Raw genomic sequence first — 25,417 nt, forward strand, 5'->3', positions numbered from 1 at the left:
CATGATATTGGTACGTGGACCAGTCGGCGACACCGTATCTAAGTATTCTCTGTATACCCGGTTCGAAGCGAGCTTCGAGACCTGTCGTCGGCACGTCGGCGTCCGGGAACGGTATCCTCTTGGCATCCGCTCACGACGGGCGGATATGGACGTCACTATCGCGAACTCGACGGTGCGCGGGACAGCGAAGGCCCCGCCGTCGAAGAGCTACACGCACCGTGCGATTCTCGCTGCCGGGTACGCCGAGTCGGCCCAGGTCCACGACCCGCTCGTGAGCGCTGACACGCGGGCGACGATGCGAGCAGTCGAGGCCTACGGCGGCAGCGTCGACCGCTCGGCCGACGATTCGACGCTCGACGTCGACGGCTTCCACGGCCGCCCCGAGACACCCGACGACGTCATCGACTGTGCGAACAGTGGAACGACGACCAGACTCGTCACCGCGACCGCCGCCCTCCAGGACAACCTCACCGTGCTCACCGGCGACGACTCACTCCGGTCACGCCCCCAGGGGGCACTACTCGACGCCATCGAGCAACTCGGCGGCCGCGCCGAAAGTACCCGAGCGAACGACCAGGCGCCGCTGGTGGTGGGCAGTGGGGTCGGCGGCGGGTCGGTCGCCATCCCCGGCGACGTCTCCTCGCAGTACATCACGGCGCTGCTGATGGCCGGCGCGGTCACGGACGAGGGTATCGACATCGAGCTGACGACGGCGCTGAAGTCCTCTCCATACGTCGATATCACGCTCGAAGTACTGGAGGCGTTCGGGGTCGACGCCGAGCAGACCGACGACGGCTACTCGGTGGCCGGCGGACAGACATACGACCCCGTCGGCGGCGAGTATCACGTCCCAGGCGACTTCTCGTCTATCAGCTACCTGCTGTCGATGGGGGCCCTGGCCGCCGAGGACGAACTCGTCGTCACGTCGGCGTTCCCGAGCGCGCAGGGGGACATCGCCATCGTCGAGGTCCTGGAGCGGATGGGCGCCGACCTGGAGTGGGACCGCGACGCGGGTGAACTCACCGTCCGGAACTCCAACCTGGAGGGCGTCGAGGTCGGTGTCGAAGACACGCCCGACCTGCTCCCGACCATCGCGACGCTCGGGGCGGCCGCCGACGGAGTCACGCGTATCACGGACGCAGAACACGTCCGGTACAAGGAGACCGACCGCGTGAGTGCGATGGCCGAGGAGCTCACCGCGATGGGTGCCGTCGTCGAGGAACACGAGGATTCGCTGGTCGTCTACGGGGAGGATACGGAGTTGACTGGGGCCACCGTGGACGGGCGAGCTGACCACCGTATCATCATGTCGCTTGCAGTCGCTGGACTGGTCGCCGACGGCGAGACGACCGTCACGGGCGCCGAACACGTCGACGTCTCGTTCCCGGCCTTCTTCGACGTGCTCTCGGAACTCGGTGCATCGGTCACCCGGACGTAGAGCGAGCACTCAGCGTTGGTGTATCACTTCACTGTCTCGCACGCCGGGATCTGCTTGGCTGCGCTACTACTCGAACGAGGTCACGTGTAGATCTCCCGGCTCGGAGAAGTAGACCGCCGTACCGGCGTACTGGAAGGCGATTTCATACTCCGAGTCGGCCTGGCTGTCGGCGAGTCTGTCGAGGGCTTCGGGGTCGACAGCGTCGTACAGCGGCGGAAGGTCGACCGGGTCAGTGTCCGTGAGTGCAGCGACGGACCGAACCACCCGCTCACTGGGTTTCGTATCGTCCGCCGGGTCGTGGGGGTCTCGCACGGTCCCCGTCGACGTGCCGAGCAGCTCGTCTCCCTCGCGCATCGTTCAGTCGTCTGCTCGTTGCTTCGGGCTCGCCGCCTCGGGGGGCACCAGCTGGGGGCTCACAGTCCCGATCGGAAGTCTGTAGACGAGCGCGTTCAGCGAAACTGTCCGTTCCTGTGGGTCCCAGTCGATAAGGTCGGCTTTCGCGAGGGCCGGCAGCGCGGTATGGTGCAGATGGGCGAGGACTGCGGCGTCCGTGCCGCCGTCTGTAGGCGGACTATCGGACAGCTCGGTGGCCAGCTCCTCGAGCGCCATCTCGCCATTGCCATCGAAGAGCGTCTGGAGGACCGTCCGTCGTTCTTCGCTAGCGAGCGCGCGGAAGATATTGTCCCAGTCTGCCTGCTCGGTGTGTCTCATCTACGAAAGTTGTTCGATTGCAGGTATCAACAGCATACTCCTTGTTATTTCAGGGCTTTTATAACCAGAGTAAGCACGTATTTCTAAGACTTCTCGAAGATATGTGCATGTTATATCAGTTATCGGGGGCCGTTTCGACCATATTCACCGGTTACTCAGGTCGGCAGCCGACTGCTCTAGAAGCACCTTCCGCAACACCTTGTTCGCACCACGGCGGACGTTTTCCGAGGTCGTTTGCTCGGTGATACCGATCTCCTCGCCGATCTCCCCGAGCGTGGTCCCGCGCGGAACCTCGAAGTAACCGTTCTCTACTGCGAGCATCAGGGCCGCCCGCTGTGACTCGGTCAGTCCGAACGAGTAGCCACCCGCCTGCTCGTCGGACAGCGTGTAGACGCGTTCGAGCGTGAACGAGATGTCGTGTTCGGTACAGTAGTTGTGGAAGTTCGCCAGTCCCGAGTGGTCGTCGAAACGGAGCCGGAAGGTCCACTGCTCGTTGCCCGCGGCCTCCAGTATCGTCGCATTGACTTCCGCCATGCCGTAGACGAGGCTCTCGACGTTCTCGTTCCACTGGACCCGATAGAGCCCCTGCCCGTCGATGTAGTCGAGCGCCGTGAGTGACTCGATACTCTCGTCGGCGCGGACGTGCTGCTCGAACTCGTCCAGGTCCACCCCGGAGACCCAAACGTACGGCATCACACGTCTCGACGCCGGAACGACCCGCTCCATCTCGACGTGTGTCCCCGCTTCCATCGAGAGGACCTGCCCCAGGATGAACTCGCTCGAGTCGATGGTGAATTTCGCGATTACGGACATTCAGATTGGACGAGATTCTCCTCGTAACAGCATAAACCCACGCATCGGCACGGTCACCGCGACGCCGACGCTGACCGTCACCTACAAGGTTCAAATGCCCCCGTCCCTCAATTCGGGATAATGAACGGCAACGAGTTCGGTCGTCTCTTTCGGATGACGACCTACGGCGAGTCACACGGGAAGGCGATGGGCTGTACCGTCTCGGGCGTCCCGGCCGGCGTCGAGCTCTCCGAAGCGGAGATACAGGAGGACCTCGACCGGCGCAAGCCCGGTCAGTCGATGATAACCACATCGCGCGGGGAACCGGACGAGGTGACCATCAACTCGGGCCTGCAGGACGGCTACACGACCGGCACCCCCATCGGGATGGTCATCCAGAACAAGGACGCCCGCTCGGGCAAGTACGAGCCGTTCATCACGGCACCCCGCCCCTCGCACGGCGACTACACCTACTCGGCGAAGTTCGGGACCCGTAACTGGGGCGGTGGCGGCCGGTCGTCGGCCCGCGAGACCGTCAACTGGGTCGCGGCCGGCGGCGTCGCGAAGCAGGTACTGGCCCAGTCCGACTACGACGTGACCATCAAGGCCCACGTCTGCCAGATCGGCGACGTCGAGGCCGGCCCGGTCACCTTCGAGGACATCCTCGAACATAGCGAGGAAAACGAGGTCCGGTGTGCCGACCCCGACGCGGCCGAGGAGATGCGCGACGTGGCCGACCAGCACCAGAAAGAGGGGGACTCCATCGGCGGCGCTATCTACTTCGAGTGCCGCGGCGTCCCGTCCGGACTCGGTGCGCCCCGGTTCGACAGCTTCCCCTCCCGGCTCGCACAGGCGATGTACTCCATCCCGGCGGTCAACGACTTCGAGTACGGCATCGGCCGCGAGGCCCGGACGACCCGCGGGAGCGACTACAACGAGGACTGGGAGTTCGACGAGAGCGAGGCGACGGCCCCGGAATCCGCGAGCGACGAGGAGTCGCGAGCGAGGGGCCACCCGACGCCCGTCGGCAACGACCACGGGGGCATCCAGGGCGGCATCACGACCGGCCAACCAATCTACGGCGAGGTATCCTGGCATCCGCCGGTCTCGATTCCCAAGACCCAGACGACCGTCGACTGGGAGACCGGCGAGGAGAAAGAGATTACCGTCACCGGGCGCCACGACCCCGTCCTCCCGCCGCGGGCGGTCCCCGTCGTCGAGGCGATGCTGTACTGTACGGTGCTAGACTTCATGCTCCTCGGTGGCCGACTCAACCCGGACCGGCTCGACGACCGCCCCGGCGAGTACGACACCGACTACCACCCGTCCAGTCCGCAGAACGACCCCGAGGACGCGGGCACCCACGCGAAACCGGTCGACGAGGACTGAGATGGACGCGAACCAGGAATCGATGTCCAACCCGTTCGGGATGGACGAGGCCTGTCAGAACTGCGACGCGCTCTGTGCGACCCGCGAGACCGTCGTCCACGGCTACGGCGACGTCGGTGCGGAGTTCCTCTTCCTGGGCCCCGCTCCGAGTGAGGGTGCGGACGCCTCCGGCATCCCGTTCACGGGCGAGCGCGAGCGGGAGCTCCTGGATATCCTCACGGCCGTCGACATGTGCGAGGACCCCGACGCCGACGAACCGGCGCTCCCCAACGCCTTCCTCACGTACGTCACGCGCTGTCGACACCCCGACCGCGAGGCGACCGAGGAGGAGGTGGTGAACTGCGAGCCGTATCTCAACAGCGAGATACGGATGATCAACCCCGAAATCCTCGTCCCCGTCGGCCAGCGCCCGCTCGAAGAGTTGGCCTTCGAGTACACGACGGAGCGCGCCGAGGACCTGGACGTGACCGAACGGCACGCGACGACGATTCGCGGGCGGGGGTTCGAAATCATCCCGATGATGGCCCCCGTCGAGCAGACCGACGAGGAGCGGACCGCGTTCCTCGACCACTTCAGCGAGACGCTGGGCCGGGACTATCGACAGACGAAGGGGCGTCGGGGCCGGTAACACCGAGCTGTTCCCGTTTCCGACAGCTAGTCGTAGGATAGCCGTGTGGCGGACCGAACCGCTCCCCGCTAGATGGATTTGAGAATCTCGCGCTGCATCTCCATCTTCCGCGTCTTGTAGTTTATCTCAACGGGGTCGACGTCACCGATCTCCTCCGGACGGAAGACGAACTCCAGGGCGTCGAAGTCGAGGTGTGCCTCGATGCCGTCGGGGACGCTGACGAGGTACTCCTCTAATGTGTCGTCCGAGACGAGCGCGAGGGCGTCCTGCTGGCCCAGCAGGTAGAATTCGGCCATGTCCGGGATATTCGTGCCTTTGTTCTTGCCGAGACTGTTCTTGATCTTTGGCTTGATGCTACTTGACTCGTTTTTCCGTGCGGGCGTGAACATCAGGTCGGTCTCGTACTTGAACTCGATGTCGAACCCCAACTCCGCGTCCCTGAAGTCACGGCCCTGCTCGTCGACCCAGTTCAGTCGGCCACCGGAGAACTCCGCCACGCCCTGCTCAATGAAGTCTGACTTGTCGAAGCGGTCCTGCGCCCGGTTGAGCTGTGACCCGAGTGAGACGATGAGCGTCGCGTAGCGTTCCGAATCGATTGCCGCTCGGAGCTCGTCAGCGTACGACCTGGCATCCATGTTGTCTCCAGTTACGGACCGCCGAACATAAATCCCGAGTGCGAGTCTCAATCGAACGAACTCAGCGTCTGCTGGCGTCCCGGGAGCGACTTCGTCTTCAGCCCGTCGGGGTCGTCGGCGACCTCGACGTGGCCGCGGTGGGCGATGAGGATGCGGTCGATCTCCGTCGCCTCGCCCTTCGTCTCACCCCAGATGCGCGAGACCTTCTCGTTGTCGGGGACCCTGTCCTCGACGATTCGCCCGACCTCGAACCCGTCCATCGGCGCGACCACCTCGTCCGCCACCTCCTTCGCGAGGTTGATGGTCTCACCCCCCTGGTCGACGTCGCCGATGACGAACGCGGCGACGCCGCCCTCGCTGTCGAGCACCTCGTCGGCGACGGCGAACGTCTCCGTCATGAACTCGAGATACGCCTCGAGGTCCAGCTCGTCGTCGAGTCGGTCGTCGACCACGTCGGGTTCCTCGTCCAAGAACCACAGTCGAATCCAGTTGTACAGGCCGTACTTGAGGACCTTGAGGTACGGCGGCGAGGTGAAGATGAGGTCCACACCGTCGACGTCGTCGATGTCTGCCAGCGTCTCGGGCAGGTCGCGCGCGTCGCCGAAGACGGCGTGACCCCTTTGAGCGGGTTCCCCGTCGTGGTATATCGTGTGGAGCCGCGTCTCCAGTTTGTCGAACACGTCCCGCCTGGGCGGTTCGAGTCCCTCCTCCTCGATGTAGTCGCTCACGTACCCCTCAGACATGGAGAAGGTGTTGGGCATCGAGACGGAGAGGTACTGGCCGCTCTGGCCGTGCATGATGCCAAGGAGAAGCGCCGTGACGAACGTATCGATCTGCGAGAGCGACCTGAGGTCTGCCGGGATACCGTTCTCACCGAGTCCAAATTCGCGTTTCAGGTAGACCAGCTGTGCCAGCGTGTGGTCGTGGTACAGCATCTGGACCTTCTCCGGGACGTGTTCGGTCTCCGGCGGGTCGTAGTCCAGCCGCAGATCTTCGATTCGCTGGTGCACCGACTCGGCCGAGGGCGGGTCGACTTTCGCCCGCGTCAGCACGTAGGCCATCGGATTCAGGTCGTTCCCGACGCCGACGCGGCCGTCGACGCAGGCCTGGAGCGGGGCGGTGCCGCGGCCAGAGAACGGGTCGAGGACGACGTCGCCCTCGTCAGTCAGTTTCTGGATGAAGTAGTGGGGGAGCGACGCCGGGAACATCCCCATGTAGGAGCACATGGGGTGGAAGCTGTGCTCCCACTTCCGCTTGAGCGTCCGCCACTCGGGCCGGATGTCGTCGAGGCTTCCCATTGGTAACTCCTGCTCCGGTGCGGATATTGAACCCGGCGATAATCAATTCGGTGGCTCGGTCGCTGACAGTAACGGACCGTCAGTCAGTCAATGCCGCGAGGGTCTCGGTGAACACGTCCTTCGCGTTGGCGTTCAGGTCCCCGAGTACCGCGTCGCTTCCCTGCTGCGCGGCCGCGATGCCGACGACGCCGGAACCGGCCAGCGGGTCGAACACCGTGTCCGCCGGTTCCGAGAAGTGGTCGAGGAGCACCCTGACGACCTTGGGTGGCAGTCGAGTCGGGTACTTCGGCATCTCGCGGAGGTAGTTACGCTTGATGTCGAGCACCGAAAGATTGGCTTCACCCTCCTGGCAGTGGTCGTAGGAACACTCGTTCGAGTAGTACCAGTCGTCGCCCTTGACCATCCAGAACAGCTCGTAGACGTTGTGTGCGGGCCTGAGTTTGCAGTACGGGGCGAAGTTGTACGCCCAGTAGAGCTTGCCCTCGAGCGTCCACTCGTCGTGTTCCAGGACGGCCTGGTGGACGAGGTGGCTGTTGTCCTTCCCGGAGAAGACGATGGCCTGGCCCTCGTCGTGCGTGTTGCGCTCGAGCACCTCCAGCAAAGCGGCGATCTTCTCGCCGTACTCCGCCGACTCCCACTCGACGTAGCCGTCGACCACTCTCGAGGTGTCGCGGTTGTAGTTGCTCGCTTTGCCGTCGAACTCGAGGCCGAACGGCGGGTCCGTTATCGCCAGGTCCGCGTCGACGTCTTCCCACTCGGTCATGTCGGCGAGCGAATACTCGACGCGGTCGGCGACGGGGGACGCAGTCATTGGCGGGCACCACACTATCGCGGTATAAATGCGTTCTGAACGGGGCCGCGCGTCCACCTGGTCGGGGCCCGCCAGTGAAGAGCCGGACACGCCGAGAGCGGCCGATATAATGAAACAAAGGTCTGCTACAGCACTAAATCCTCCTCATAGGTAGCCTCTTTACCCTATGCTTTCAGAAGCACCACTCGAGCGATGACCTCCCCCGACCGAACGGCCCTCGCGAAGGCGACGCTCTTCTGCCCTGACTGCGGACACCGGAGTCGGTACGACGGCGACTGGCTCGTCGTCGAGCGGACGGGCACGCGAGCACTCCACTGCCCCGAATGTCACACGACGGTAATCGCCCGGTCCACAGGAGAGTCGCCGGTCTCACCCACGACCCTCTGGGACCGCTGGACGGAAAATCTTCGGACCTGGCAGGACTTCTGGTGGCAACGACTCACACCGTGACGCCGGCGTCGCCGAGCAGTCCGCGACGAACCGGACGGTGGATTCGCTACCACAGCAGTTCATCGCTGCTTGCAGGACGACTTTCCTCGCAGCAGCGATTCAAACAGTTCAGTCGGCCCTGCACTCGGACGCGCCGCGCTCAGTCGATGAGGTCGACCGTGAGCGGGTAGTCGTACACCACTCGCTCGCTGGCCCGGACTGTCGCCAGGACGACGATCACGATCCACGCGACCGCGAGGAGCGGAACCAGCAGGAAGCCGATACCGACGAGCAAGGAGAGTAGCGCCCCGAGCAGCAGCATCGTCCACGTGAGCTGGAAGTTCAGCGCCTCCTTGCCGCTCTCGTCGATGAACTCGCTCTCGTCTTTCTTGATGAGCCACACCAGGAGCGGGCCGAAGATGTTTCCGAACGGAACGACGAGGCCGCTGAACGCCGACGCGTGGAGGACCACCGCCCACGTCTGCTCGTCGTCGGTCACGCTGTTCTCGTCGCCAGCGGCTTCGCTGGTGTCGGACCCCGCGTCTGCTTCAGAGGACGCTGTTTCGGCAGGGTCGAACTCTTCAGCGGCGGAGTGGGCCGTGTCTGAGTCGTCGTCTTCGGAGACCATACTAGTTCCTCGACCGACGGATACAAAATAGATGTGGCCGGCTACAACCGTCCTCGGCGAGTCCTCACTAGGTTTACGGGTGAATTTGGCGGGTCCCCAACCCCCGCGATCAGCGATGACCGTGGAGTCCGTACCACTGATACCAGGGACGATCCCGTCTTAGGAGGTGTATAACTATTATCTTGCTACCCATTAGCATACCGTATGTTCGGATGGGCTACAAGCGTCTTAGTCGTCTGGCTGGTGGGGGCCGCAGTCCTCTGTCTGTTCCTCTACGGCGTCGGCGAACACGAGAGTGAGCGTCGCTCAGACGTCAGCAACAGGAACCCTGAAATCGGGGACGCCGGTCGACCCGGCTCCCAACGAGGCGAAACTGGCTGATTGAGAGACAGTCGACGGGAGAGAGTGCCGACGGTGACAGTGGTAGGGACGCCATCCAGGGTATCGACGTCGGATTTTCCGCGTTCGGATTACAGCCGTCGAGGGCTACTCTGCTGTCGGTTGAAACTGCTGGACGCGCTCGGCGACGGCTGACCGGAACGCCGACAGGTCGGAGGCGAACTCCTCGTCGGAGAAGAGTTCGGCGTACGCCTCCCGAGCGACCGCCGAAACCAGGCGGTCACGTACCACGTCGACTGCCGTCGACTGGCTATCCGCACCCATCTCTGCGACAGTGCGCGCGATTCGCTCGTCGGTCGCATACTGCGCTGCCAACGTCTCGGCCGACCGAGCAACTGGACCTGTCTGTGAGCGGGGTTCGTCAGACCAGGCTGCCGCGCGTCGATTTGATTTGTCGCGTATCAGGACGCCGACCGCGTGCCCGTCTCGCCAAGCCGACTGCGGGAATCCCGACTCGTCGGTGTACCTGTCGAAGTTCGCATGCGCAGCCACCAGTTCCTTATCGATAGCCGGTAGGGTAGGTAGGCCCAGGTGCTCGTATACGCCGGTCGCCGAATCCGGGGACAGGAATTTGTCTTGGCGACCGGACCAGACGTCGATGCCCACGAACGCCGGGACCCGCTGCCAGTCGAACTCGAGTCCCTCGTTGCGGGTCGCGATGCCACAGAACGTCACGTCGCTCGGGTCGTCCGTCGCCGTTTCCAGCGCCGCACGGTCCAGTTTCTCGTTGACGAGGTCTGCCGCCAGCCGGTACTGCGGTGGCACGGCGGCGGCTGTGTCGTAGGACTGGCGAGCCGTCGCGAACGTCACGAGCCCCGAGGCTGCGACCTGGAACCGGAACTCCACGCCGGTCGGCAGTTCCTGTACCCAGACGTGTCCGGAGAACTCGGCCCCGTCGAGGGTTGGGATGTCGGGACACTGCTTCACGTTCCTACTCAGACTCCCCGCGGTAGTAAAGGAGGTGGCCTGAGACAGCCAGAGGGGTCACCACGACTCGGAGTTGTCGTCGCCGGGTTACAGATGCACCTGTGACGAGCTGGCCCGTCGTCTCCTCCTTACGACGGCGCGTCACCTCGACCGGTATCTACTCCAGAATCGGTGTACCAGTACGCCCACAGTATCAACACGCCCTGCAACGGTAGTCGTGCCCACCGGACGAACTCGGACGGGGCGCCGCCACCCGGTACTCCGTCGACGACGACGCCGCTTGTGGCCATGTAGACGTTCGCCGGAAAGATCGCAACGAGCAGTGCGATGGTCGCCCACGCTGCGTATCGTCTCGTCGGTCGTAGCAACACCCCGATGCCGACTGCGACCTCGGCCAACCCGGACAGATAGACCAGCGCGAGTGCCGCCGGAAACATCGGTGGGACGACCTGGACGTACAGCTCCGGGACGACGAAATGAAGGAGTCCGGCGACGACGTACAGCGGCCCCATCACGTAGAGCAACGGACCTTTGAACCGCGCCAAAGCAGAGACCATCGATATTCTACTAATGACTCCAGGAGTGAACCAGTTGTGGAAGGGGGCGGTCACCGGCGACCGTCTCGACGTAGTCAGTTGCCAGCCTCGCTGGTCTCGTATGGTTCAAATCCCCGCTCGTCATCAATTCACCGGTGCTCGAAGTGGACCGTCGCGAGAATGTAAGGGGTCGGAGGGCCCCAAACCAGTCGTTTTTTGCCGTACTGTGCCCTGTTCACGCCCGAATTCGACAGGGGGTGACACAGGGCGACACTGGTCTTTTTATGTGGATCCTGTTGGTGGGTCATTGTGTAGGTGCTGGCGGACTCCCTTCTGAGTCGTCGTCATCGTCATCGTCGTTTCCGGATTGGGGCTGTCCTCTGGACTCGTCACCGTCGTCAATCGAGTCTTCGAGAACTCCCGTATACTTGCGACGCCGGTTCTCCATCTTCTCGCGGTCGTCAGGGACGTCGTAGTGGCGGCGAATCGTGTCAACACTTGCATCCACTCGATCCGATACATCTTCAGGGGCGATCCCCTGATCAAGCTGCCACTGAATCGATCCCGTCCGGATTCGATGAGGCGAGCGAGAGCTCGGGCACTTGCTCGCGTGGTCTCGCTTGCGGTACTCGCACTTCTTCGCGTTCTCACCGTGCGGGCACGAAATACGGATGCAGGGCTGGGTAGCGATGTAGATCGCTCCACGAATTTTGGCTATGCTTGCTCGACCCTGCCTGGTTGTGAACAGAGATTCACGTCCGTTATCGTCCCGCTTGTTGTTCCGTTCCCGAGCGATGTAGTGATCGAGCACGTCGGCAACGTCGCCGGATATTTCGACAGGGTCCTCACTATCGAGTTTGTTCTTGAGGCCAGTCCCCTCGTCTGCCCGGTGTTTGAAGTCGAGGTAGGGGCCGTCAGCAGGGTCATCCTCATCTGGCTCCCGAGTGTAATCGCTAAGATCTAGACCAGCGATAGCCTGAACTCGTCGGCCAGTGAACCACGCAACTTCTGTCACCGCGTGTTCGAACGTGCCGAACCACTTCGGCGAGTTCCGCATATAACGGATCTGTGGAAGTGCGTCAGTCTTGTCCCACTTCTCGGTATTCACCTCTTTACTGCGCTCTAAGTCTGGGACAGTAACGGCTGGATGGAGGTAGCTGTCTAAAGCACCCTTCTCACCGAGGAATCGGAGAAATTGCTTCAACGTCTGGAGCTTGTTCTTGATCGTGATCGGGCTCCAGTCCTCACGTGCGTGTGCATAATCTTCGTACTGTTCGATGGTCCACTCCGTAAGGTCGCCCACCCGATTGATGCCGTGTTCGTCACACCACATCAAGAATGGGTCGAGATCCTTCTGATTGGAACGAATCGTGTTCTCAGTATGATCGATTTTTCGTTTGTTGATCCAGTACTCTCCCGCGGCGGTGGGGTTGAAATCTCCCGGCTCTTCGGGGAGTTTCAACTTGACCACCCCGAAACTGCCTTTGCGTTAGGTGTTCTCTGTTGCATTGTTCTGGTCGTACCGTGTTTGGACGACGTGAGTCGGCCGCGGCCAGAACCTGTGAGGATGCAGTTCGTTGCCAGACGGGTGCATCCTCACAGCCATTCCTGACCTGCGACCTCATCCCGTCACTGGTTGATATAGTCTGTTGGTATATAAACTTGGTGTGTTTTTTGACTGATTCAGTCAAAACAAATTCGAAATGGCGCTTGCACTCGGTATGATGGCACCTGGGTTTGACCGTCTGAGGCAAAAGTTATTCTAATAGGAGGTCTGTTCAAGTACCATGGAGATAGATGAATTCGAACCTAAACGTCTGGATCTTCCTCCAGAAGAGATTGTCCCTGAACAATCTCTTGATTTGGCGTTTGAAGACGCGCAAGAGGAGTGCAGCAAAGTCATCGAACGTCTTCCGTCGGACATCAGCGGTATCGGCTCAAAAGCTGTGGAGCGCTATCTCTTGCGAACTGAATTCGGATTCGATGCTACTGAATTGACCGAAGCGTTCGGTGTTACACAATCCACATTATCAAAACAAACAAACCAAGTCCACAGAAAAGTTCTCAAGTATCCGTTTTTAGCACGAGTGATCAGTGCAATCCGGTCTGATCGAGCGAGTGCCTCCCCACCCGAGTCGATGGATCGAACCTTGTGGGAAGGTCGTTTAGAGATCGGCTCCAAAACAATCCACACCGTTGTGAACTATTCTTTTGGTGATGTTTCGTCACCATATTCTTGGAAAGTTAGTTTGCGGGCAGATTGCGAGATTGATGACCAGACATACCATTTCCGATCCGATTACTTAATAGATGCCGAATATGGGGTTCTATTGAAGCGCTCGCTTAGAGGCATCTCAGACGCTGACTGGGGTGGGAAACAACATTTCCAGCAGATGCGCACGTATCAAGTGTATCCCCTACCACATCCGGAAATCGTAACTACGGACGGGTCACTGGCGGAGTCCCTGCAGTATCACGTGAGCCGCGATATCAAGTCGGCGTTCACCCAGACTGATTGGAAATCTATTGAGCGACGTATACGTCTCGCTGAAGCAGGTGACCTTGTGGAGTCGCACTTTGCCGAACAGGGATTGAGCGAGACGATTCATCAAGGGGTTAGTCTCCACTGGCAAATAGACGAGTACACTAAAGAAACTCGACGCCGAGACAACTTGGAACATCTCCTGCGGCATTATCCTCTAACAAGAGTGCATCAAATACCAGCCGACACGATTGATCTCATCTGGAACGGCCCGATAGCAGGTGTAGAAGACTTCATAGAGGAAATAACTCGAACGTCTCAAGTCATGTATGAGCCTGGTCATAGAACACTTTGGTCCCTTAGGCAGGTGTGAGGAATCACTCCGCAAGCTGGTATGGCCGAACGTGTGTACCCCTCTCTGGATGTAGTGCATTTTAATTCGGTTTATGGCCTACACTGATTAGATGACTGCCCGCGTCTATTATCATCATCCCGACGATTCCCAATATTCTCTCGCGTATGTTACGCAAGACAGGGATGAGATAACGACGTCTGGGCAAGACGCGATTATTGAGCACTACGATTTCGATGAAGAGTTCTTCGTACTGTATACGAATCGTGGAGCAAGCGGTACTGTCGAGGATATTGACGACGAGTTTGAAGACGTACTCGACGAGATGTCACCGCAGGATCGGACGATCACCGTGCGGTTGCTCCAGATCTTCGAGGAGATTGTCGAGGAGAAGGAACTGGAAGAAGAAGAGAAGCTGGAGATTTACAAGCAGATCGAATTAGAGCGGATTCCAGATGCTATTGCACGCGTTGATTGGACCGGTACTGCTGTTCATGTCGCAGGGCAACTTATGTCTACGTTGATTCTGAAACACGCGCTACCCAACGCGAACCACCGGACTTCGATCAGTATGGCTCAGTGGTACCTGGAGAGCATCGAAACCGGATTCTCCTTTCCGGACTTTGCGACCGAAGCGTACGACTGGAAGACATGGGTCAACGAGTACATTTCCGAATCGAAGCGGCTTCTCACGGTTCGGCGGAATACGACGGCGTTCTCGTTACTCTCTGAATGGGGATGTGACACTGTTGTACGGAAGAACGGTATCGAGATCTGTCTTGCAGAGTACGACCTCGATTTCACCCGTTCAGAAGCGTATGCGCACTATGGGGGTGTGCATACTGAACTCTGTACCGACTTCCTCACTGAATCCGTCACCCGTGCTGGACACGACGAACTCGTCAGTACCGAAGGTATCGGTAAAGCGGAGTTCGTCTCGTTCCTCGAAAAGGCAGAATAACCGCGTTAGTCCTGAAGGTCCGCGACAATGCGCCCAAGCTCCCGGGCATGTTCGCTCTCGCTTACGTCGTACCGCTCTTCTATTGAGCGGAGTTGTTCTTGAAAGGTCATCGTGGGTGCCTCCAGTGGCTCCTATTCTATCTGAAGCGTTTCCGGCATAAGAACCTTTCCCGACGACCAAGTAGAGTACCTAGGAGAACAAATCGGTCGGAATCGGCAGTTCACATTCACCTTGGATGGGGAACTAATATACGGTCAGGCATACCACGTTCAACAAACAGCGCTGTCGGAGGCTCGCTAATGCATATCCCCGAAGGCCAATACAATTTGAAGGAGTTCTGTCGAGTTATTTTCGACTCGCCAGAGTCTGTCCTAGAGGGATATCATGGACAACGCATCAAATCGTTCTTGTACCTCTCAGATGACGGCTGGGGCGACTACCTTGACCAGCATTACGAGACTGAGAACCTCGGCGAGATAACAAAGTTCGTAGGCGAGTATACCAATCGGAAGGGAGCTGAGCAGCCCGCGAAATTCTACGTGGGGGAATACAAGGATGATCTCCAGATGGTGCTCACTGCCGAAACCGAGGAGGCTATTCGACAAGCCTTGCGTCCGGTGTCGGAGCACAGTGACAGTTTGTCACCGATGCCGATTATGACTGAGGACTTCCAGACGATGAACGAGATTGTCCTCAGCAGCTATGATGATATGCGGATCTCCGAGTTCAAATCGAAGCGCGTTCCGAGTCTGGCAGACGCTCGAACCCGACCGGACGTTGATCGAGAGATCGAATACAAAGGCATCGACGGCCGTGACCGTCTCGACGAATTCCGCGAGGAGTACGGTGTTGTCCCGACCCGTATTCAATACGAACACGAGAATGTGTCCATCAGGATCGACACCTCTGGCAAGTTCACATTAGAGACCGTCAATCAGGAGAGTTTCAACATCCTGTTTGAGCTGCTCAGCGAGGTGGTCGTGAACGTTCTCGAATTGCTCGATGTGGCGAATCAGATCAAGTTCGAGAAGCGCGAGGTGGAGCCGGGAAACTTGAAGATCCAAGTGCCGGAGGTGAGTTCTGGTGAAATAGATTTTGATCACCCAGTGACGTTGATGCAAGCCGAGAGTTTCATCAGGGGTACTAAGAATAGCGATGATCTGAACTTCAGCTTCACCGACGTCACAAAACAAGCCGGGTCACTGGACTTCTCTGCCCAAGTAACAGACGAGAATAGAGGGTCGCTTTTCAACGTAAGTGCGACTGAAGAATCAATGCGAATCGTTCCGAAGCATAACTGCTCTTTCCCGTCTCTGGTTGAGTTCTACCTCGCGGTGATTCAGATGTTGGACGGTGGGGCGAAGATGAAGCTCTACGAATCTCAGACTGCGGCATAATATGACGAACGTTGACCCTCCAGAATCGGTGCCAGAGGGTCAAGAAACGAAATACCGCGGGTTATACGGCAAGTGTGTCCATCATAAGCGCCAAGAATTCCCTGAGCAGTCCAAACGTGAGATACTCCGTGAAGAAATCGACGTTCAGCGCCACCATCGCAAACTCATCAGCTACTCAATCTTCCCATTCGCACAAGGGAACCCTGCGGGCTACAAGTTCATCACTGCTGAGCCGCTGGAGGAACTCGACGTTCCAAATTTCGATTTCTTACTTTGGAACCTTGACGGTAGCGTGATATTCGGTGAAGCGAAGTCTTCGATTCCCGATAGCGCGGCCACAGTCGTGAACCAACTTCAGGAAAGAAAGGAAGTAGCAGAGAATCACAAGGAGTACATCGAACAGGAGTATCTTGGGAGCGACATCAACCATATGGAGTTCGTGGTGTCGACGTACGTCAACCACGGTGACAAGATTGCGAAGGAGATCATTGAGTCCGGCGTGGAATTCATTACGTGGGTAGTGGATGCCCACTCCGATACGCTTTGGATTCGGCAAGCCAGACCCAGGTCATTTCCTGGTAACCTGGAATCTGATGACCCTGACGCTATGCTTGAAGAGCTTGACCGCCGACATACTCACGACATTTCTTCTCTGAACAGTGAGTTGGATCGAGTGACCACGAGCTTTGGACAGGCAGATGTTCTACCGACTTCCATCATTGTAGACCGTCTACGTGTGGTCGTCCAGTCTCGTCGAGTTGAAGATAGGTACCCGTGTGTTGATCGTGACGATATCCAGGAGTACGTCTCAAATAGCGCGTTGAATTACACTGAGGAGCGTATCTCAGAAATCGTCGATGAACTCATTGAATCGGGGAAGCGTCTCAACTTCCTGTCCGAATGGGATGATGATCGGGCAGAGCTCAAGATCGTGTCTAACTACACAGCCAAAGACGATCTTGAGCGAGCACTCGAAAACAAGTGGGTAGACTGGCGGATTGAGGGTATGAAAGAACAACTAAGAGATGAGTGTGAGGAGCGGATTGTTGCAGAACTCGGCAAGCAGAGTCAACTCGACGACTTCTGACGACAAATACTGCCAGACACCTGGCACATAGGAGAAAGTGACTGAGCCCACAGTCAGTCCGGTGTTCGGGCACTCAACACTATCAATAATATGGTTGGTCTTCCAATGAGGTGTAATCGACGGGGGGTGTCCAGAATTCCTGTGGTCAGACATGGGATTGATTTTAACCCCGGGTGTCGAATGTAACTCCTCGTTAATCAGTTACTGAGGCCTTCTATAGTGAATCTAATTTTACCTCACCCTTCGATGATTCTCACTTGAACCCACATTCTGTACTTGATTTCTTTTCTACGAAACCCTGATGTGTTCAAATATGCTACTTAGTAGTGTGAGCGCCTCTGTTGACCCCGGTAACGTGTTCGCAGATATTCTGGAGGGCGCAATTGTCGGAGCCATCTTAATTCCGGTGTTCCAGAAGGTCATCCGTGAGATAGTATTCACGGTACCTCAGCCGGAGGGCGCCACGCTCCACCTGATTCTGCTGACTGTAAAGCTGATGCCACTCCTGCCGATAGTAGAGACTATTATTGGATTCGGGGTTGCCTACGGAGCCGGTCGTTGGGGTGGCCTCGCAGGGTACGTTCTCGGCGTCCTCGGAGCCTCTGCCCTGTTCGACGCTCCCGAGTATGCAATTTCGCTGTTCATCGGAAGATTCGTCGTGTTCACACTTGCAGTCCTACTCCACTCAGGTAGTAGCGGGGGAATGGGCCGCGCCGGTAGGTTCTGACAATTTGTTCCCTACTTGTTCGAGAAACCGGGGTTTTCTGAACAACTGAGATAGAACTAAGTTTAGTCCTATTATTAGTCCTATACGGGTCAATGGCAAAAACACGAGTCAGTCAGGGGTCGAACGGGCAGTACAAAGTCACAATTCCGAAAGGAGTAGCAGATGCGATGGACTTGGAGGGGAAACGTCTGGAGTGGAAAGTAAAGTCTGGGAGTACACTGGAGGTGACGGTGGTCGATGAATAGTGCCATTGGCTACACGCGCCTCTCACAGGACTCGGACACGTCCATCGACCGGCAGACGCGTCACATCCGCGAGTACGCCGATGAGAGAGGCCTTACACTGGAACACATCTACGATGATGGCAAACGTTCCTCCGGCTTCGATGAAAGCCGAGAAGAGTACCAGCGGTTACGCGACCGCATCCAGTCGGAAGATACCATGGCGGTCATCGTCAACGACAAGCGGCGTTTAGCGCGCGACTTCGACGAAACGATGCGGCTAGTCCTCGATCTCAGAGAGCACAACGTCGAAGCCCACACCTTCCAAGAGGGGAAAATCGACCTCTCTGAACCCGTACAGGCAGCCGTCGAAGTTCTTCAGGCCGCTAGCGAGCATGAAGCGAAAAAGAAGGAAATCAAGCGGGCCCGCGAGGCCGTACAGGAACGCATTGATAACGGGTACGACCACGGACGGGCCCCACTGGGCTTCCAGTTCGACGACGCCGGCGAATATTGGATTCCGGACAGAGATGGTCGGTTCAGTGACGTCGTTGAGGCGATCCGGATGGTCGAAGACGGTGCAACCTATCGAGACGTTCAGGAGGAACTGGGAATCTCATCTTCAACGATGTCGGGCGTCATGAAGCGGCGTGATCGGTACCTCGAAAAGGTCGAGACCGGATGAATACTCACCTGAACATACTGGGTCTCGCACGATCACGAACGCTATACAGTTTCCAGATCGACGCTACGAGTCACAAGCGGTGCTGCATATTCACCACCAGTGAGATGAAGAGAAGGTCGGCAAAGTCAGAGCGATGAGAGATTCGAGCCATATCGATGTCGAACACACGTGCGCTCATTCTTGGACTGACAGTAGGATAGGCAGACTAAGAGCACGACCGTACTGGCTCTGACTCCATTATCGAACGGTGATTACTGCCCTTGATTATCAGCGCCAGTGGTGAATGTGAGCGGGTCAGATTCGTCTATTCGGTACAAATGGTAGTACTTATCGAGTGCAGTCCGAATCGCGTGACGAGAGATACCAGTGATCTCACTGGCGCGGTACAGTGTTATTTCGTCCGACTCAACCGCTTTAGCTGCTTGACGGATTGTCTCCCAGTCGTCGTTTCGTTCCAAATACCCGGCTGAACCGACAGTAAATCCGGCTGGAGGCTGGCCACTATCCCACTCAACTCCGGTGCCTCGCTCGGTCACCAGATGTTCGTCGACGTCCGACTTTGTGGCGCGGCGCGCAGCGGCAAAGCACGCACTTGCTCGCTTGTCACTGGGATCAATGACCAGGCCGTCTTGGATCAGGTGTATCGTGGCACCGTTATCCTGTAGATGCTCAACTTTCCTCGTTGCAGTCTCCACGTTTCCAAATGTCGCCAGTGCAGGTACTACGACGTCAGCAACTTTGTATTCAGTTACAAAGTCAGTGAAACCCTCAAGCCCCCGAGGATACGTCTCTTGGAGATCGTAGATCACAGAGGCCCCGTTGAACCCGTTTTCTGCCTTCTTCCCTCCCCCAAGTTCGTCAGTATCATCTATATCTGAATCAACAAGAGATTTCCGAGCATCTGATCCGAACTCGTACCCTAATTCCTTTTCTGCATAGCTCAGGAGCGCGTCGAGGCTCTCTGAGACACTATCGGGGTCATTGCGGGTATACACCGCGACCATCTTCGCGGCTTCATGACTGATCTGCTCAATATCTACTTGTGTACCGATGCTGTCGTCATCTCGATCTTCGTCTTGACCACTCGCCATTTGCCTCCAGCTTCATTGTAGGGCTCCTCACGGCTAAGTGTTGGGTACTGTGTAGTATACTTTTATTCGTCTAAAATCCAATGAGAACATATCTTACGTAGTGTTGGATACTGTGTGGGGTTACTTACGTTCATCAATAATTCGTTGGATATCTACATTAGCCACTATGTGGGATACTGTGTGGGATTGAGGTCATATCATTATCTTGACTATGATTTCCCCTCTTACTCACCCTAATGGCTTTAGAGGGTTTTTTGATGCCTCTATGACCTTCAATACCGATTCTTACTCCGTCCAGAGGGGGGTGTTTTGTACCAAGATGGTGTTAGATATGGGGGGATTCGCCCCCCGTGGGGTGTAATGGATATGGTATGTTTTCGTGGCTCTCACACGCCGCTCGTGCTTCTTGAACAGGTTGAGATCACGAGTTTAGCGATAGGGTTCTCACAGGTGCATTGTCTCATAGCGTGATTGGGTTTGTATGTTGAGGAACGTTGCCTCAGCTGTAGCCTCAATACGCGCCCAGTCGCGTAGGAGATCGTCAGCGATGTACTCCAGCGAGCGTACTGGAAAAATCGCAACGCCTGTCTCTACAAGCTAGCTGCGAGAAGGTGTACGAGAATCGCAGCTACTCTCTCGAATCGAGGACCACGACGCATCTCAGTCCCTCGGTCGTCAACCTCGACGACATCAGCTTCTTCAAGGACATCTACGTGGGTGTGTCTCATTGACTCCCTCACGTTCTTGTACTCGGCCCCTCGGGACTCACTGATCGATTGGTCGTAGTAGACGGCGGTCACCCACCGAGATACCTCACTCACTGAGACCCACTGCTCGGGTATCGAGGCGAGGTAGAACACGACGAATTGTCGTCTCTGATTGCTAAGGAGATCGCAGACCGTGGAAACTGTATCGAGAGTGTCATCTTTGAAGAGGTTGGCCGCACCTCGCTGCCAAGTGGGAGACTGATCGTTCATCTGCAAACCTTCCTATTCGTCGAACTAGCGATAGCTACTTTGGGCTGGATTAGCTGTCTAATCATGGGGTTCTGGACCTTTCGAACCCCCGGGCAGGTGCTCTAACACCTGCCCTCCTGATCTCGGGACTCTACCCGAGGCGGAGGGTCGGGGGTCAGGCTAATGAAGTGGATTTTCCAAGTTAAACGCTGGTAATCTCACTCAACGATCACATAGCTTCTGCAACGGTCTCACGCACTAACACAATGAGTCGTTGGTGGCTGTTGCTCAACACGCGTGTGAATTAGGCTGACACCGGAATCAGGTCTGTGCACCCGCAAAGAGTGATTGGTTAGGAGGCACGGGAACCGCAACACGGTATGGTTGATAAGCAACCGGTTGAGATGTCCACACTGTCCGGTGCTGAGATAGGGACACCGGTCGGAGGGATACTATCGAGAACACTGAACGAGAGTGTTACTGGCTGGCGAGGACGGAAATAATGCCGCTGAAGATCGAGACCCGATGTCAAGCATGCGGATGCAAGCAGACGTGGATTTACCGGGAGGAGCGCGGCCTGATGCAGAGCCATCGCGGTTGCCGTGGTGGGAGTTGTGTCTGTATCCAAGAGGTCAACGTTGGAGAGGTTGACGAGGATGAGGCGTCACGGATCGAGACCGAGCTCGTCGAACAGTACAACGTGGCCGACAAGCGACCAGACAAGGATAGCTGAACCGAGGAGACGAAAAACCCAATCGGCAATTGTTGATTAAGGAGGAGGAATAAATCGTGGTGTGGTGGACTGGATGGATACCTCGCCCCCCAACCAGAGCGGTACAGACTGTGAGGTGCCTGCCATCCCTGTCAGGGGACAAGTAGTCAGTTGGCTACAACGGACCGACAACGGTGGGATTGTCGTAGGTGATATCTTTCGACCGGGTGACTACTCACTCACGCGACTCCCAGACAAGGGACAGGACCCGAATCAGATGATCGGGACTCATGTTGAGACTGCCTCGGTTGGCTCTATCCACGTCACGGGTCCGGGAAGTATGTCTCACACAGTCCCTCAAGGCCCTGGTGTGTACCTCTTGGTCGAGACAGACCCAGAGTGCAAGCGATCTTAAGAGCGCCCGTTCTTGGTTAACGGCTATCCCTCCCACCAACGGGAGAGGAGCTGTCCCTCCCGAGGAATAGCCAAGCTGGGGTTCGACTCCTCAGACGGGCATTACTGCCGCACAGGATTGCACGAAAAAAGGAGTAGCACTACGCACTCGGTGCACAAGAGATGAAAACACGAACTGGACCGCTCCAGATTGACAGTCGGGAGGGCAGACTGAGAGCACGACTGTATTGAGTTGATGAAGCACCCTCTACGTGAGAGGAGTGGTCTCACTCGGCATCTACTTGTCACCGGAGAAATTACGTTTGAAATCTCGTACCTTCTGGACCGCGTCATTACTCTCTGACGTAGAATAGCTGAGCGCCAACTGTCACGCGGACGCCGTGTCAGAACGGTGAAGAACGGATAGTGTCTGGACCGCCGTTTTTGATCCAGTTATCTGCCACTCTCCAAGCACTATAGTCGGAGAACATCGCAACCAACCATCTCGGGGGAGAAAACATGCGTATAGGTTCAAGTCCTGTTGTGGGATTGTGATTCTGCAGATGCAAATTGTGGTACCTCTAAGCCGACGAATAGGGATTCCTCTTGAGAATTCACTATTCGAGGGCAATCTCAGCTTTTCAATTCTCATTCTTGAACGGGATTTTATATACTCCGGCCCACCTGTGTCAGATGATGAGTGACTCGTCGGACGACTATACGCTTGAGGATGCTAAGGACGAAATCGGAATTCTTCGCCGTGTCACCGACGACGTCGTCGAAGCAATCCGGAATGCAGAGAGCGAAGATGTACTGGAGTATTTAATCGAGGACGAGAAACTTGACGTAGTCCACGACGGAGAGCGTGGTCTGGGTCAGGTTCGGCGTGCCGTACTTGAGTCAGCACTAGCGTCGGATCGTCTCAAGCGCATCGTGAGCCTCCGTGGTGACGAAACGCCTGAAGAGATACTCGTACCGAACGACGTGGAGCGCAACGCCAAAGTCGCGCTCGAAGCCGGGAAGCCGGTCGTTCTGTACGGGCCGACTGGAACTGGTAAGACGACCTTCGCCAAGCAGCTCGCCCGTGAGACCGGCATTGGATACGCCCTCAACACCGCAACACCCTCGTGGACGCCATCAGACATCATCGGCGGCATCAGCCCGGACTACACCGGTGACTCGCTAAGCTACCGGACGAAACTCGGGTGTGTGTCCGAAGCCGTTCAGCGTGCTCGACGGTTCGACGTCGAGTACGGCGTCATTCTTGACGAAATCACTCGGGCGGACATCTCCAAGATTTTCGGACCACTGTACACCGCTATCGAGAATCCCCACCAGACCATCTTCGAGACCGACGAGGGCGAAACCATCGAACTGGACGAACGGGTGAACATCATCTGTACGATGAATATGTCCGACCGGACGGTGAACGAACTCGACAACGCGATCACCCGCCGGTTCGCCATGATCGAGCTTGACGAGTACGAGGAGGACAAACGTCGCCAGTTGTTCAAACACTGGATCACCACGCACGTCACTGATCACACCGAACTCGGCAAAAGCGAGATCCTCCGCCTGTTCGAGCGGGACTATCAGGGAATCAACCACGGCCACGAATCGACATCGCAAGGGTCGATTATGCGATTTGGCCCGATGCACTACCGCGACGTCGCCGTCTTCCTTGGTGTCGGTTGCCGAGAAGGCGGAGAGTACGAGTACGATCAGACTGACGCGGTCGGACAGGCGTTCCGGACATACATCGTTCCGCGACTCCTGAACGCCGCTGCGTTCCCGCAGATCGAGCGAATCGCGGAACACTACCGTGCGATGAATGGCGAGTTTGAGGAGTACGATCTCGCCCCTGCTGCCGAGTTGGCCGAACGGGAACTCGAACAGGAGCGACGCCAGATGGGCTCCTACGAGTAATGAGCACCGTTGACGAAGTCTACGAGTACGGGCAGGACACCTTCAACGTCCCCGAACGTGGGGAAATCCGGATAGAGGGCTGTCCGTCGTCCATTGGGGATCAACTTCGTCGCGCATCCTTCACCCAGAAGAGTCCTGGCGTCTTCACGAAGAGTCAAGCAGCACTCGACAGCGAGAAAGAATACGAGGTCGTCACGGTCACCGTTGACGGCGACGAGAATGAGGTACTCCACGTCGAAGCAACCGACATCATCGGCGTCGTGAGCCTCACACCGTCGTCGAAGGTGCAGGTCGATCCCAAGATTGACTGGGAGTACATCTTCGATATGCTGCTGGCCGTTTACGACCAGAACCGGTCTATTGAGTATCACGGGATCCCGCTTCAGGACTTCCTCTCCGACGATATCCACCTCGACGATGTCTTCGTGGTTCTGGCGATCAACTATCTCGACGGGTTAGAGACGATTCACCGGCAAGGGTACATCCGCGACCTCATCATTCGGCGTGTCGACAGCCTTGATGGTCGTGGTGAGATCGACGTCGAACAGACACTCCTGAACCACGCACGCGGGACGCTGGAGCCACACTGGATCCGCAACGAGACCGAGTACGACAACCCCGCGAACTCGCTGCTGCACTTCGCTGGAAAAACCCTTCTTCGACTCTTCCGGCAGAATTCTCACGAGAACGACCATCCTGCGTACGACCGAATCTTCTCAGAGGTTCACCGGGAGGTGGAGCGCTTGGAGAGTATGGGCGTCGGAAGTGGGTTGGACCGAATGGATGAGTATCGCCGGATCTCGCTCCACGATCTCCCGAAACAGCGTCGGTACTACCAGAAGGCGTTCGACGTCGCTAAGGCGGTGATGTCATCGTCGCTCGGCCAGCAACTCCGCGATGGCCCACGAGAATTGGTCGTAGACTACGTTCTGAATATGGAGTCGTTGTTCGAGCAGTACTCCCAGGTCGTCATTGAGCGTGAACTCTCGTACATCAAGTCTTACGACCATCTCGGCGAACTCGATGACGTGACACCCGTTCGGTCACCGTCGGTGAATCCGTTCGAGGGTGAGGGCCAGATCTACCACGAGCCGGACCACGCCCTGCAGGAGGGCGAGGAGACGTTGGCCGTGTTGGACTCGAAGTACTACGCGGAAGGCCACGATCCGGTGAAGGAATCACCGTCCCGGTCGCGGCTGTTCAGCTACGCCTATCTTCTCCACGCTGACCGACTCGCGTTCCTGTGTCCGCTGCTTGAACCGAAGCGTCGTCGAGTCGCCCAGACTGGGGCAGAGCTGCAGATCGTCTCACCTGAGTTAGAGTTCTCGCTGGATGGATATGGCAACGTCGTTCAGTGTTATCTGCACGACGTTCTCGTCAAGAGATCTCCCGAACTCGAAGCCTTCCGTGCTGTTGCGGAGAACCGCCTGTGCCTCGACGGCGTCGAAGAAACAGATCTGGCCGAGGCGAAATCGATGAGCGGCCCGTTCACGTTCAAGGATACACGGGATTTCTCGCTCCGCGTCCTCAAGGCTGCTGCCGACGAGCACTCGTGGGAAGTCCGCAATCGGTACGACTTAGAGCAAGACGGCGACTGGACGCGAGAACAGATTGAAACGCGTTGTGAACAGCGCTACGAGCACACCACAACGTGCGTGCCGGTGTTCTGCCGTGAGAACGGACAAGAGTGGATCGACCTCTACTTCCTCCAGAACGGATCCGGTGAGGTGGAGAAAGAAGGTCCGCTGAAACTCCTCTGAATGTTCGTTTCGTCCGACAGTCTCTTTATACCCGATTTCACACTAA

25 protein-coding genes are annotated in these 25,417 nt (G+C 57.7%); 13 read left to right on the plus strand and 12 right to left on the minus strand.

What is annotated here, in order from left to right; genetic code table 11:
• Window positions 1–145: 145 nt before the first annotated feature.
• Window positions 146–1,438, plus strand: coding sequence for a 3-phosphoshikimate 1-carboxyvinyltransferase (gene aroA / locus P1L41_RS12415; protein ID WP_276296043.1), 1,293 nt, complete (start codon window positions 146–148; stop codon window positions 1,436–1,438).
• 66 nt (window positions 1,439–1,504) lie between these two features.
• On the opposite strand, the gene P1L41_RS12420 is transcribed toward aroA, so the two are convergent.
• The 3 genes from P1L41_RS12420 to P1L41_RS12430 form a co-directional block, all read right to left on the minus strand.
• Window positions 1,505–1,792, minus strand: coding sequence for a HalOD1 output domain-containing protein (locus P1L41_RS12420; protein WP_276296044.1), 288 nt, complete (start codon window positions 1,790–1,792; stop codon window positions 1,505–1,507).
• A gap of 3 nt (window positions 1,793–1,795) precedes the next feature.
• Window positions 1,796–2,149 (minus strand): DUF7344 domain-containing protein, encoded by a 354-nt coding sequence (locus tag P1L41_RS12425; RefSeq protein WP_276296045.1) that lies wholly within the window; start codon window positions 2,147–2,149, stop codon window positions 1,796–1,798.
• Window positions 2,150–2,293: 144 nt separating this feature from the next.
• Window positions 2,294–2,962 (minus strand): helix-turn-helix domain-containing protein, encoded by a 669-nt coding sequence (locus tag P1L41_RS12430; RefSeq protein WP_276296046.1) that lies wholly within the window; start codon window positions 2,960–2,962, stop codon window positions 2,294–2,296.
• Window positions 2,963–3,082: 120 nt separating this feature from the next.
• Between P1L41_RS12430 and aroC the strand changes: the two genes are divergently transcribed.
• Together aroC and P1L41_RS12440 are read left to right on the plus strand one after the other, a co-directional pair.
• The gene (gene aroC, locus P1L41_RS12435) at window positions 3,083–4,330 is read left to right on the plus strand and encodes a chorismate synthase (RefSeq protein ID WP_276296047.1); all 1,248 of its coding nucleotides are present in this window, start codon (window positions 3,083–3,085) and stop codon (window positions 4,328–4,330) included.
• A 1-nt stretch (window position 4,331) separates the two neighbouring features.
• Window positions 4,332–4,958 (plus strand): uracil-DNA glycosylase, encoded by a 627-nt coding sequence (locus P1L41_RS12440; protein WP_276296048.1) that lies wholly within the window; start codon window positions 4,332–4,334, stop codon window positions 4,956–4,958.
• Between the two features lie 68 nt (window positions 4,959–5,026).
• On the opposite strand, the gene P1L41_RS12445 is transcribed toward P1L41_RS12440, so the two are convergent.
• The 3 genes from P1L41_RS12445 to P1L41_RS12455 form a co-directional block, all read right to left on the minus strand.
• Window positions 5,027–5,593: a hypothetical protein gene (locus P1L41_RS12445; protein WP_276296049.1), complete on the minus strand. Its 567-nt coding sequence runs from the start codon at window positions 5,591–5,593 to the stop codon at window positions 5,027–5,029.
• 47 nt (window positions 5,594–5,640) lie between these two features.
• On the minus strand, window positions 5,641–6,891 hold the full coding sequence (locus P1L41_RS12450; protein WP_276296050.1) for a DNA methyltransferase: 1,251 nt from the start codon (window positions 6,889–6,891) through the stop codon (window positions 5,641–5,643).
• A gap of 79 nt (window positions 6,892–6,970) precedes the next feature.
• Complete coding sequence (locus P1L41_RS12455) at window positions 6,971–7,702, minus strand: DNA methyltransferase (RefSeq protein ID WP_276296051.1); 732 nt, start codon at window positions 7,700–7,702, stop codon at window positions 6,971–6,973.
• Window positions 7,703–7,894: 192 nt separating this feature from the next.
• Here P1L41_RS12455 and P1L41_RS12460 point away from each other — a divergent pair, with 192 nt between their 5' ends.
• Window positions 7,895–8,152, plus strand: coding sequence for a DUF8106 domain-containing protein (locus P1L41_RS12460; protein WP_276296052.1), 258 nt, complete (start codon window positions 7,895–7,897; stop codon window positions 8,150–8,152).
• Window positions 8,153–8,291: 139 nt separating this feature from the next.
• Here P1L41_RS12460 and P1L41_RS12465 read toward each other — a convergent pair whose 3' ends face one another.
• The 4 genes from P1L41_RS12465 to P1L41_RS12480 all read right to left on the minus strand — a co-directional run bounded on the left by P1L41_RS12465 (window position 8,292) and on the right by P1L41_RS12480 (window position 12,092).
• Window positions 8,292–8,759: a DUF4870 domain-containing protein gene (locus tag P1L41_RS12465; protein WP_276296053.1), complete on the minus strand. Its 468-nt coding sequence runs from the start codon at window positions 8,757–8,759 to the stop codon at window positions 8,292–8,294.
• A gap of 486 nt (window positions 8,760–9,245) precedes the next feature.
• The gene (locus tag P1L41_RS12470) at window positions 9,246–10,085 is read right to left on the minus strand and encodes a hypothetical protein (protein ID WP_276296054.1); all 840 of its coding nucleotides are present in this window, start codon (window positions 10,083–10,085) and stop codon (window positions 9,246–9,248) included.
• Between the two features lie 128 nt (window positions 10,086–10,213).
• Window positions 10,214–10,642 carry a DoxX family protein gene (locus P1L41_RS12475; RefSeq protein WP_379788907.1) on the minus strand — a complete coding sequence of 143 codons (429 nt, stop codon included), beginning with the start codon at window positions 10,640–10,642 and terminating at the stop codon, window positions 10,214–10,216.
• 283 nt (window positions 10,643–10,925) lie between these two features.
• Window positions 10,926–12,092 carry a tyrosine-type recombinase/integrase gene (locus tag P1L41_RS12480; RefSeq protein ID WP_276296056.1) on the minus strand — a complete coding sequence of 389 codons (1,167 nt, stop codon included), beginning with the start codon at window positions 12,090–12,092 and terminating at the stop codon, window positions 10,926–10,928.
• Between the two features lie 316 nt (window positions 12,093–12,408).
• Between P1L41_RS12480 and P1L41_RS12485 the strand changes: the two genes are divergently transcribed.
• The 6 genes from P1L41_RS12485 (at window position 12,409) to P1L41_RS12510 (ending at window position 18,533) form a co-directional block, all read left to right on the plus strand.
• On the plus strand, window positions 12,409–13,476 hold the full coding sequence (locus P1L41_RS12485; protein WP_276296057.1) for a hypothetical protein: 1,068 nt from the start codon (window positions 12,409–12,411) through the stop codon (window positions 13,474–13,476).
• A gap of 91 nt (window positions 13,477–13,567) precedes the next feature.
• Window positions 13,568–14,416 carry a DUF8172 family protein gene (locus P1L41_RS12490; RefSeq protein WP_276296058.1) on the plus strand — a complete coding sequence of 283 codons (849 nt, stop codon included), beginning with the start codon at window positions 13,568–13,570 and terminating at the stop codon, window positions 14,414–14,416.
• A gap of 299 nt (window positions 14,417–14,715) precedes the next feature.
• Window positions 14,716–15,813 (plus strand): hypothetical protein, encoded by a 1,098-nt coding sequence (locus P1L41_RS12495; RefSeq protein ID WP_276296059.1) that lies wholly within the window; start codon window positions 14,716–14,718, stop codon window positions 15,811–15,813.
• A gap of 1 nt (window position 15,814) precedes the next feature.
• Window positions 15,815–16,900 carry a hypothetical protein gene (locus P1L41_RS12500; protein WP_276296060.1) on the plus strand — a complete coding sequence of 362 codons (1,086 nt, stop codon included), beginning with the start codon at window positions 15,815–15,817 and terminating at the stop codon, window positions 16,898–16,900.
• 328 nt (window positions 16,901–17,228) lie between these two features.
• A complete protein-coding gene (locus P1L41_RS12505; protein ID WP_276296061.1) occupies window positions 17,229–17,627 on the plus strand; it encodes a hypothetical protein in 399 nt (132 codons plus the stop codon).
• Between the two features lie 237 nt (window positions 17,628–17,864).
• Window positions 17,865–18,533: a recombinase family protein gene (locus tag P1L41_RS12510; RefSeq protein ID WP_276296062.1), complete on the plus strand. Its 669-nt coding sequence runs from the start codon at window positions 17,865–17,867 to the stop codon at window positions 18,531–18,533.
• A gap of 251 nt (window positions 18,534–18,784) precedes the next feature.
• On the opposite strand, the gene P1L41_RS12515 is transcribed toward P1L41_RS12510, so the two are convergent.
• Both P1L41_RS12515 and P1L41_RS12520 read right to left on the minus strand, forming a co-directional pair.
• On the minus strand, window positions 18,785–19,624 hold the full coding sequence (locus tag P1L41_RS12515; protein ID WP_276296063.1) for a hypothetical protein: 840 nt from the start codon (window positions 19,622–19,624) through the stop codon (window positions 18,785–18,787).
• Between the two features lie 590 nt (window positions 19,625–20,214).
• The gene (locus P1L41_RS12520; RefSeq protein ID WP_276296064.1) at window positions 20,215–20,601 is read right to left on the minus strand and encodes a DUF7344 domain-containing protein; all 387 of its coding nucleotides are present in this window, start codon (window positions 20,599–20,601) and stop codon (window positions 20,215–20,217) included.
• 481 nt (window positions 20,602–21,082) lie between these two features.
• Between P1L41_RS12520 and P1L41_RS12525 the strand changes: the two genes are divergently transcribed.
• The 3 genes from P1L41_RS12525 to P1L41_RS12535 all read left to right on the plus strand — a co-directional run bounded on the left by P1L41_RS12525 (window position 21,083) and on the right by P1L41_RS12535 (window position 25,371).
• On the plus strand, window positions 21,083–21,313 hold the full coding sequence (locus P1L41_RS12525; protein ID WP_276296065.1) for a hypothetical protein: 231 nt from the start codon (window positions 21,083–21,085) through the stop codon (window positions 21,311–21,313).
• A gap of 1,068 nt (window positions 21,314–22,381) precedes the next feature.
• Window positions 22,382–23,611, plus strand: a complete 1,230-nt coding sequence (locus tag P1L41_RS12530) for an AAA family ATPase (protein WP_379788911.1) — start codon at window positions 22,382–22,384, stop codon at window positions 23,609–23,611.
• Window positions 23,611–25,371, plus strand: coding sequence for a 5-methylcytosine restriction system specificity protein McrC (locus P1L41_RS12535; protein WP_276296067.1), 1,761 nt, complete (start codon window positions 23,611–23,613; stop codon window positions 25,369–25,371). The genes P1L41_RS12530 and P1L41_RS12535 overlap by 1 nt, the downstream gene beginning before the upstream one ends.
• The last annotated feature ends 46 nt before the right edge of the window (window positions 25,372–25,417 follow it).

It is taken from the genome of Haloarcula ordinaria, from assembly GCF_029338275.1.
Lineage (GTDB): Archaea > Halobacteriota > Halobacteria > Halobacteriales > Haloarculaceae > Haloarcula > Haloarcula ordinaria.